Source organism: Gemella sp. (assembly GCF_057272915.1).
Window position 1 is genome coordinate 47,571 of sequence record NZ_DBHIUF010000001.1, and the last position, 9,000, is coordinate 56,570.

Annotated in this window: 9 protein-coding genes; 4 read left to right on the forward strand and 5 right to left on the reverse strand. The window is 34.3% G+C overall.

Annotation, left to right across the window (positions count from 1 at the left end; all coding sequences use genetic code 11):
• The first annotated feature begins 87 nt into the window (after positions 1-87).
• Positions 88-1,122: a LysM peptidoglycan-binding domain-containing protein gene (locus ACO6OL_RS00230; protein ID WP_485501727.1), complete on the forward strand. Its 1,035-nt coding sequence runs from the start codon at positions 88-90 to the stop codon at positions 1,120-1,122.
• A gap of 332 nt (positions 1,123-1,454) precedes the next feature.
• Here ACO6OL_RS00230 and ACO6OL_RS00235 read toward each other — a convergent pair whose 3' ends face one another.
• Genes ACO6OL_RS00235 through ACO6OL_RS00250 form a run of 4 tightly spaced genes read right to left on the reverse strand, consistent with a single transcriptional unit; the run spans position 1,455 to position 2,770 of the window.
• On the reverse strand, positions 1,455-2,129 hold the full coding sequence (locus tag ACO6OL_RS00235) for an SH3 domain-containing protein (RefSeq protein WP_485501728.1): 675 nt from the start codon (positions 2,127-2,129) through the stop codon (positions 1,455-1,457).
• A 23-nt stretch (positions 2,130-2,152) separates the two neighbouring features.
• Positions 2,153-2,305, reverse strand: a complete 153-nt coding sequence (locus ACO6OL_RS00240) for a YvrJ family protein (RefSeq protein ID WP_314160357.1) — start codon at positions 2,303-2,305, stop codon at positions 2,153-2,155.
• Between the two features lie 40 nt (positions 2,306-2,345).
• A complete protein-coding gene (locus ACO6OL_RS00245; protein WP_485501729.1) occupies positions 2,346-2,558 on the reverse strand; it encodes a DUF2922 domain-containing protein in 213 nt (70 codons plus the stop codon).
• A 17-nt stretch (positions 2,559-2,575) separates the two neighbouring features.
• On the reverse strand, positions 2,576-2,770 hold the full coding sequence (locus ACO6OL_RS00250) for a DUF1659 domain-containing protein (protein WP_314160355.1): 195 nt from the start codon (positions 2,768-2,770) through the stop codon (positions 2,576-2,578).
• A 199-nt stretch (positions 2,771-2,969) separates the two neighbouring features.
• On the opposite strand from ACO6OL_RS00250, the gene ACO6OL_RS00255 reads away from it, so the two are divergent.
• The 3 genes from ACO6OL_RS00255 to ACO6OL_RS00265 all read left to right on the forward strand — a co-directional run bounded on the left by ACO6OL_RS00255 (position 2,970) and on the right by ACO6OL_RS00265 (position 5,630).
• Positions 2,970-3,542 (forward strand): hypothetical protein, encoded by a 573-nt coding sequence (locus ACO6OL_RS00255; protein WP_485501730.1) that lies wholly within the window; start codon positions 2,970-2,972, stop codon positions 3,540-3,542.
• A gap of 277 nt (positions 3,543-3,819) precedes the next feature.
• Complete coding sequence (locus tag ACO6OL_RS00260) at positions 3,820-4,398, forward strand: sarcalumenin (RefSeq protein ID WP_314160353.1); 579 nt, start codon at positions 3,820-3,822, stop codon at positions 4,396-4,398.
• Positions 4,399-4,499: 101 nt separating this feature from the next.
• A complete protein-coding gene (locus ACO6OL_RS00265) occupies positions 4,500-5,630 on the forward strand; it encodes a tRNA(Met) cytidine acetate ligase (protein ID WP_485501731.1) in 1,131 nt (376 codons plus the stop codon).
• Between the two features lie 281 nt (positions 5,631-5,911).
• On the opposite strand, the gene ACO6OL_RS00270 is transcribed toward ACO6OL_RS00265, so the two are convergent.
• Positions 5,912-9,000, reverse strand: a 3,089-nt coding sequence (locus ACO6OL_RS00270; RefSeq protein ID WP_485501732.1) for a YhgE/Pip family protein, incomplete at its 5' end; no start/stop codon positions are given.

Here is a 9,000-nt window from a genome sequence, read left to right on the forward strand (position 1 = left end):
GAAATTAAAAATTTAGAAATTAAAACAGTATTTATTATAGATAAATGAGTCACTTGACTCGAACCTAATTTAAGGAGATAAAAATATATGAGTAAATTACAAAAATTAGTAGCCGCAACGGCAATCGTATCGACAGTAGGAGTTGGGTTAGCGCAAATTGCAGACGCTGATACATACACAGTAAAAAAAGGTGATACTCTTTGGGATATCGCAGTAAACAACGGAACAACTGTTGATCAACTTATGCAAGATAACAATTTAACAAGTTCATTAATCTTCCCTGGAGATAAATTAACTTATAACACAACAGTAGCTCAAGTAGCTCAAGCTAAAGAACAAGGATACTACACAGTAGTATTAGGAGATACTTTAGGAAAAGTTGCTAACAGATTCGGAGTTTCAGTAGACGAACTTGTTAAATTAAACAACCTTTCAAATCCTAACCTAATCTACGTAGGAACAGTATTAAAAGTAGATGCAAGTGCAGCGAAAACTGCTGAAGTAACAGTTCCAAAAGCGACTGTAGTAGAAAATACTGCTGAGAAAACAGTAGTTAAGGTTGATCCAGTTCAAACAGTTGCACCAAAAGCAGCTGCGACAGCTGCACCAGCAAAAACTGAAACAAAAGAAGCACCAAAAGCTGAAGCTAAGAAAGAAGCTCCAGTAGCTACGCCAGCGGTAGCAAAAGCAGAAGAGAAAGCAGTAGCTACACCAGCAGTTGCAACTGCAGCTCCAACTGTAACTGCTAAAACTCAAGCTCCAGCAGCGGCGGCAACAACGCAAGTTACGTCTTCAAACAAAGGAGCAGCAATCTACCAAGCTGCATTAGCTCAATTAGGTACATTCCAAGATTGTACATTATTAGTAACAAATGCTCTTAAAGCAGTAGGGATTAACTTCCACGACTGGCCAGCAGGATACATGAGCTTAGGAACTGTAGTTCCAGCATCTCAAGCTCAACCAGGAGACCTAGTTTACTATGCAAATGGAGGAACAGGATTAGCACACATCGGTGTTTACGCAGGTAATGGACAAGCTGTTCACGGTGGATGGTTAGGTAACCAAACGGTTCTTAATACTGCAAACTTAGGTAGTGGACCAGTTTATATCCGCGTTAAATAATTAAAGAATTAAATAGAAATAAGCGATTGGAATTTCCAGTCGCTTATTTTCGTTTTAGATTTAAAATGTAATGGGAGTGACTCAAAAATCGTGATTTCGGAGAAATCGATTTTGTCGAGTTACCCCCGCACAGTTTATTAGATATCTAAAAAGCTTTTATAAAGCGAATTTAGATATCAATAAACCACTACGTCTATGAGTTCTCATTTGAACTTTGTTACATTTTAGGACTTTTGGGTCAGCCCAATTTTCCGATGAGTTATTTCAATTAGTTTGATTTGTTTAGTTACAGAATTTCCAACTAGTTTCTTAGTATAGCAAATGAGTCGCCATTACTCAAAAATTCCCCAACAGCTAGTTCGTTGTGAACCGTTATGAGTTCCAATAGCCATATAGTGACGTTCGCCCGAATATGAAATATAACTAATCCAAACGAAACCTTCTTTAATTACATAGCTATCATAGAAGACTTGTTCGCCTTTGTGATAAACACTGACGATTTTTCCAAGTTTGCTAGGTTTAGTTCTAACATTGATAGAAGGTACATTTACGGTGAAACGCCCATTTTCAGGTACTCGAGTCCATTCCTCATTAGAATCATAGCAAGGTCTAATAAAACCAGCTAGATATGTATCATCACGGCTCATAATACGAGCAATACCTCCACGTTCAGGTGTTCCGTCAACATTTTGTTCTACAGATGTGATGATATCGTCATCTACATCTATAACAATGCCGACATGTCCGAATTTATCCCAATTTCCCCAGTGCCATATTGCTATATCCCCAGGCGCAATTTCAGCATCTCCTTTGTAATATCTTTTCCAACCGGGTGGAATGGGATTAGTTAAATAATCGATAGCATTTCCGTAAATTTGAAAATCTGCAAAATTTTTTACGTACGCCATAGTAAGGTCGACACATTGTGCGCCGTACATACCATCCATATCTATCCATTTATAGACGTTATCTTTTGCCCAGTTTACCATTGTTTGTTGACTTGTCATAATATTTACTCCTTTATATTGATTTATTCTTTAATATTTAGCTTTGTTTCTATAATACGAGTAAGATCATTTAAACTTTTTCCTATATTTTGAAGAGTATTATCTAATTTAAGTAGAAAAAATACTGCAACAAAAATAGGAAATCCTACAGTATTGATGAAATTTAGTATGTCCATAAAAAAAGGTGCGGTATGAACCGCACCTCCCTCCCTTCTATTATTGAAGTTCGCTTACTTCACGAGTTGTGTAAGTAGCTTTTTTAAAAGCTGTAAGAGTATGTTTAGCGTTATTTAATACTCTAGTGTCGACAATTTTTTGAGCGACAGCTTCTACAGTAGCTTTATTTAAATCATCTTTTGGATATGCCAAAGTGATGTGATAAGTTTTTTTGTTATCTGTTGCGAAGTAGATGTTTAATTTTTTTTCCATTGTTTTTTCCTCCTAAATTATAGTGATTCTTTAGTGCTAGTGACAATATCTTCAATATTCTTAGCGATTAATTTTTTTAATTCTTCGCCAACTTCTTTTAAAGCGTTGTCCTCGGCGTTTGGAGCAACTTCAAAGTTATAACTTTTAACAATGTGTTTATCTCCCTTTGGTTCGTTGTAGTTTAAATGTAAAACTTTTCTTAAAATTTTCATAGTGAAATCTCCTTTTTATTTTGATATTTATGTCTTTGGCCTCTGACATTATATATATCGAAAAGGTGGACATGTTTTTCTCAAATGATAAAAATTTATTTAAATTAAATTTAATTTTAATAGATTATAATTATAGAAAGTAGTGGAAATATGTAAGAAATAGTATTATAATATATTAGGAACAAAGGAGGGAAATACAATGAAAGATAATAGATTATTGAAAGTATTATGGGGGATTGTGTTGGCTATTTTCTTATGTAGTGCTTTATTCATAGGTATAAGTTATTTTACAGGTGGGGATAGCTCTAGTAGCAAGAAAAAAGACAACGAAACTACTTCATCATCAAAAGATAAAGATAAGAGCAAAGATAAAGAAAGTTCAAAATCTAAAACGAAAGAAAAAAGTGATGAAGAGAAATATAGAGAGGCTAAAGAGTCTAATAATGGCAATAATTCCTCTTCTACAAATTCATCTAAATCAGAAAGCAATAAATCAAATAATAGTAATAAAGCTGTAAATAATACTAATAATAATAATAATCGTAGTAATAATGATAATGCAGCAAGTAATTCTAATAAAGAAGATAAAAAAGAAGTAACGGAAGCAAATGGAGGAGCAACATCTCCAGGAACATTTAGTAATACAGCAGATGCACATAACTATGCGAAAGAAGAGATAAATAGATTAGCAAAAGAGAATAAAAAACATTATAGTTATGTATTAGAAAGAAATAATAAAAACGAAGTTGTTGTTAAAATAACAGAAGGTTAATAGTAGAACTCATAGAACTCTAGAAAAAGTAATAATCTTCCAAAATTTGTTCGAATTTTTTGGAACTATTACCAAGAGTGCTATGGGTTTTTCTATATGAAAATGATAAATTCTTAAACTAGTTGACTAAAGTTATTAAATATAACTCATAAGATACAGAAAGTGATAATATCTTAAAGGGAGAAAGAAGATAGGGAGAATATATATCTGTAAATCTTCGCAAAATATAATAAGAAGTGGTATAATAGAGAGTAAGTGTGAAAGAGGATATAGAACAATGAAAAAAAATAAACTCACTAAAATTTTGGTATATAGTGTTTGTTCGTTGGTTATTGCGGGTGTTATTTTTTTAGCAATCAGTTATTTTGGTAAGGAAGAGGAAGTTCAGAAAAATGATTTATCTCAAAATACCCAAAAACAGGAACAAGTAAATCGTTCGAAAGATAGCGAAGATAATAATAAGGTTACAAAAGAACAGGAACAAAAAACAGAAAATACTGAATCACTAGGAAAGAAAACTAAACAAAGTGAAACAAAAGATATAAATCGAAACAAGGGAGAAGGAGTTTCTAATATACCTAAAGTATATGAGTATAAAGGAAAAAAATTATCGCATTTAGAAGGGGTTGGAACTACTGGTAAGATTTTTGGATCTCAAAAAGAAGCGTTGGATTTCGGAAAAAAAGAAGTTAAAAGACTAGTAGATGAAGATAAAAAACCAAGACAATTCGCTATTAGTAAAGTTGTCTCGGAAGATGGAAGACTGGTAGGATGGACTGTTGATATTTTTGAAGATAATAACGAAGAAAAGATAGTTTCTAATTTAAGGGAAACTACAGGAGAAGATAGAGGATAATAAATAAAGAGCGAGAGGCTATTCGGTACTTAGTGTACTGAGTGAGAAACTCGCTATCTTTATATATTTGTATATAAAGAGTAAGAATGTGAGGTGAAAATATGCGGATAGGAATAGTTGCGGAATTTAATCCGTTGCATAGTGGGCATAGGTATTTAATAGAATGTGCTAGAAAAATAGCCGATGCTAATAATGGAGAAGTTGTTTGTGTGATGAGTGAATTTTTTACTCAAAGAGGGGAAATTGCTATTGTAGATGGGTATACTAGAGCTGAGGAAGCTGTAAGATGTGGTTGTGATTTGGTTATTGCTTTACCTTATTTAGGAAGTGTAGCGTATGGAGATGATTTTGCTAAAAAGAGTATAGAGATACTGTCAGGGGCAGGGATAACCCATCTTATTTTTGGTACTGAAAACACGGATGTGGATATTTTCGAGGAAATATACGCAAAACAGCAAAATACTTTACAAGAAGAATATAAGAAGTTGATAAAAAAAGGTTTAAACTTTGCCAAAATTAATAGTCTTTTATATGGACTAGAAAAGAATAATCCGAATTTTAGTTTGGCATACAGCTATTATAAAGCAATAAAAGATATGTCATTAGATATACAGATGGTTCCTATAAAAAGGGAGGGTCAGGGGTTTAATAGTTCTGAAGTGACAGAGAAAAAACACCTTAGTGCAACTGCTATAAGGGAAAATTTAGAGGATGAGAGGATAGAGAAATATCTTTCGAAAGAGATGTTTTCTGTGTTGAAAAAAGATAAAATAGCCTCGGAAGAAGAGTTGTTTCCGTATTTAAAATATAAAATTCTGTCATTGGGTAAAAAGGGAATAGAAAAAATTTATGATGTAAATGAGGGATTAGAAAATAGAATTTATGAAGCGGTGCTAAAGGCGAATTGTTACAGTAATTTAGTAGATCTAATAGCGACTAAAAGATACAGCAATAAAAAAATTCAAAGGGTGTTACTTCATATTTTAACAAATACTACAAAAGAAGACTATGAGAGATATTTTACCACTAATCAATTCAGGGTGTTGGCTGTGAAGAAAGATAAGGCGGCTATGATAAGGGAAATTAATAAAGCAGGGAAGATTTATCTTAATCCTCTTTTGAATAGTAAAAATAGTATGTGTTTTGAACAAGATATTAAAGTAGCAAGAATATATGAATTGATATTTAATAATAAGGATATTTTTAGAGAAAATATAAAAATAGTAGATTAAGTTTTTAGTAGAGAGTTTTGATAAAAATAGTTTTTTGTCAAAATTCGGGATATGAGAAAAATTATATTAAAAATCTAGATAATATTCTGCTACTTAGATTTTTTACACATAAAAGTAGGAGGATAGTTATAGAAATTTCGAAAGGATGTTTTGAAAAGATATTAGATTAAATATAAGAATACCCACTTTACAGGATATTGCTTTATTCAGTAAAGTGGGTATTTAGATTTTTACTTTAATAGTAATATATATATTTTTAAGTAATCTAAAAAATAGAATGTTTAAATTACTTGGTGATTTTGTCCTGATGAGTTAATTACTTTGTTGTTCTTATTGTAAGAGATGTAAGTAAGAGTTGTGAATATTATTCCAAGAACAACTAAGATTAACATAGCGTTGTTGTACATTCCATTAGTTAGACCACCAAGAACTGCTTGTCTAACAGCGGTATCACCGTAGAATACAGGTGTGAAAGGAATTAAACCACTGTATAGAGAAGGTAACATTTCTTTCGGGAATAATGGTGTAGTTAGAACGAATTGCAATGCTACAAATCCGATACTAATACCATGACCAACATTTCCGAATGTGTATGATAAGAAGTGTGTAATTATCATAAACACTATAGCTGAGATTATTAATCCGAAGAAGTACATTCCGAAGTTTTGTACTTTAAAGTCGAAGAATAAACTCATTGCTATAACTTCGATGATTACTGCAAAAATAGCGAATGTAGTCATAGAAGCTAAGCGTGTACCGAATAGGCTGTTTATTGATTCTCCATATTCTTGCTTACGTACTGGGAATAGAATGTTGTATGCCGCAGCTGCGATAAGTAGTCCGAATACTAAGAAGTATGGTGCCATTGCATTACCGTAGCTAGTTTCTTCAGATATATCACTTATATTAGTTTTAATTGGGTTAGACATCATGTCTACATTTTTATCGCCAGTTTTAGCTGAACTTAACTTATCAGCACCGCTAGAAAGTTTTTCGGCTAATAAACCAGATCCATCTTTTGCTTTGTCTAGACCTGCAAGTAGTTCAGGAGCTTTAGCTTGCATGATTGTAAGTGCACCATAAAGTTTCTCAGAACCAGCCTTAGCGGTATTAACTCCATTGATTAATTCTGGAGCTTTAGCTTGTATAGTAGATAGACCGTTGTGAAGTTTCTCAGACCCTTCTTTAGCGCTGTTAAGCCCATTGATAAGTTCAGGAGCTTTAGCTTTCATAGAAGAAAGACCATTGTGAAGTTTCTCAGCGCCCTCTTTAGCAGTGTTAAGTCCGCTGATAAGTTCCGGAGCTTTGGCTTTCATAGAAGAAAGACCGTTAGAAAGTTTGTCAGCTCCATCTTTAGCACTATTAAGTCCGTTGATAAGTTCAGGAGCTTTGGCTTTCATAGAAGAAAGACCATTGTGAAGTTTGTCAGCTCCATCTTTAGCACTATTAAGTCCATTGATAAGTTCAGGAGCATTAGCTTGCATATCAGTTAGACCTTGATATAATTTCTTACCTCCGTTGTCAAGCTCTTGGATTCCGATGCTTAATTCTGGAAGTTTTTCTTTTAGTTTGTTAAGACCTGCGTTGATTCTTGCATTTCCACTAACTAAAGCGTCGATACCACCAGCTAATTCTGGAAGTTTTTCGTGTATTAGACCGATACCACCAGCCAATCTATCGAATCCACTTTGTAATTCGGCTCCTTTACTTGCAAGAGTTCCTACACCTTGTGCTAATTCTCCTGTAGTCATAGATGTAGTAAGTGCGTTAACACCATTAGTGTAATTTGTTACTCCTGCTTTTAGTTGTGGAGTTGCGTTAGCTAGTAGGTTAAGTCCGTTTGCTAATTCACCAGTTGTTAATGATGATACGGTAGCATCAACCCCACCTTTATATTGATTGAATCCTGTAGCAAGAGTAGGAGTTTTTTCGTTCATTACTGTTAAACCGGTTTTTAATTGACCACTTCCAGCGGCAAGTTGAGTGACTGCACTTTTAATACTAGTGAATCCGCTAATTGTTCCTTCAAGATCTGTAGCTAATGTGTTTACATCAAATTTATCAAGTTGAGTTTGAATGTAGTTTAATTTTCCTACACGATATTTCATGCTTGAATATTTTGAAGCGGCATTGTTAATTGCCGAAGTAAGTTCTGCTTTCACCTGACTATTGTTGTTATTGTTATTATTTTGAACAGTAGTAGTTGGTTGAGGTGCCGGTGCAGTTGGTGTAACGGCAACATCGTTTTTGGCAGCAGCTAGAATTTGAGCTTTTTGCTCAGGTGTTAGCTTCATTGATGCTAGTGTTTGCTCTAATCCTGAGAAGTTAGTAGTAGGTGTTGGTGTAGATATTGCTGGTGTTGTAGTTGTAGTTGCAGTAGACTGTGTTTCTATACGTTCTACAATACCTTTTATAGCTTCTATTTGAGCGCCTAACTCTGTGAAAGCACTAGATAGAGGATTGAAATTAGTTCTGTATGTTATTTTTAGTCCTTTTAGTTTGTCTAGTGTCGAATTTAGTTTAGATTTTTTGGCAGCTAAGTCGCTGTCACTAGGTAAGTTAGAGTTTAGTGTATTCAATCCAGTGTTGATTTTATCTGCTCCATCTACTAATTTAGGGGCACTCTCAGAAAGTTTATCTACACCTTCTTTTAGTGCGTTGCCACCTGCTGATAATCTATTTAAATCAGCTTGTTTAGCAGCTAGTCCAGAGTTGATTTGAGAAATACCATCTGATAATCTGTCGATGCCGTTGTTTAGTGTAGTACTTCCGGCGTTAAGTTTTTCTAAATCACCCTTTTTAGCTAGTAGTTTTTCATTAAGTGTAAGTACACCGTTAGTGTATTTTAAAAGACCTTCTTTAAATGCTTGGCTTCCTTTGTGTAATTTATCTATTCCGTCAGTTAACATAATGCTTTTAGCTATAAATGTATCGAATCCGATAGTAAGTTTATCAGATCCTGCAGCAAGTTCGTTTACACCTGAAATTAGAGCATTTTTCTTATTGTTTAAAGTACTTAAACCGTTTGATAATTTTCCAGCTCCTGCTTGAAGTTGAGAAACACCGTTATTAAGTTTTTGCCCCCCTTCACTAAGACGACTAAGACCAGCAGCAAGACGACCAGAACCATCGGTAAGTTGGTCAACACCGTTACTAAGTTTTTGCCCCCCTTCGCTAAGACGACTAAGTCCAGTAGCAAGGCGACCAGAACCATCGGCAAGTTGGTCAACGCCATTACTAAGTTTTTGCCCCCCTTCGCTAAGGCGACCAAGCCCGGCAGCAAGGCGACTAGAACCGTCAGTAAGCTGATCAACACCGTTACTAAGTTTTTGCCCTCCCTCGCTAAGACGACCAAGCCCGGTAGCAAGGC

Bases quoted from the DNA above. Each gene is read 5' to 3' on its own strand.
- ACO6OL_RS00260 (WP_314160353.1), top strand. From the start codon at position 3,820: ATGAAAAAAAATAAACTCACTAAAATTTTGGTATATAGTGTTTGTTCG.
- ACO6OL_RS00230 (WP_485501727.1), top strand. From the start codon at position 88: ATGAGTAAATTACAAAAATTAGTAGCCGCAACGGCAATCGTATCGACA.
- ACO6OL_RS00250 (WP_314160355.1), bottom strand. From the start codon at position 2,770: ATGAAAATTTTAAGAAAAGTTTTACATTTAAACTACAACGAACCAAAG.
- ACO6OL_RS00265 (WP_485501731.1), top strand. From the start codon at position 4,500: ATGCGGATAGGAATAGTTGCGGAATTTAATCCGTTGCATAGTGGGCAT.
- ACO6OL_RS00245 (WP_485501729.1), bottom strand. From the start codon at position 2,558: ATGGAAAAAAAATTAAACATCTACTTCGCAACAGATAACAAAAAAACT.
- ACO6OL_RS00255 (WP_485501730.1), top strand. From the start codon at position 2,970: ATGAAAGATAATAGATTATTGAAAGTATTATGGGGGATTGTGTTGGCT.
- ACO6OL_RS00235 (WP_485501728.1), bottom strand. From the start codon at position 2,129: ATGACAAGTCAACAAACAATGGTAAACTGGGCAAAAGATAACGTCTAT.
- ACO6OL_RS00240 (WP_314160357.1), bottom strand. From the start codon at position 2,305: ATGGACATACTAAATTTCATCAATACTGTAGGATTTCCTATTTTTGTT.